The sequence below is a fragment of the Methanoculleus sp. UBA413 genome, assembly GCF_002502935.1.
GTDB classification, from domain to species: Archaea; Halobacteriota; Methanomicrobia; order Methanomicrobiales; family Methanoculleaceae; genus Methanoculleus; species Methanoculleus bourgensis.
The window spans coordinates 487-707 of record NZ_DAQR01000024.1; positions in this window are offsets into that span (position 1 = coordinate 487).

Sequence of the window (221 nt, forward strand, 5' to 3'; positions counted from 1 at the left end):
TCTTTTCAGACATGGTAAGAGCGAAAAAGGGCGGCAAAACTCGAAGAATACAGGTAAGCTTCAATGGAGCCATGTCTTTTCAGACATGGTAAGTCGTAGATATAACGGACAATCAGAGCAATCCCATGCCGCTTCAATGGAGCCATGTCTTTTCAGACATGGTAAGCGCCGGGCGTTCAGCATCTCCGGCCTCTACAGCCCCGCTTCAATGGAGCCATGTC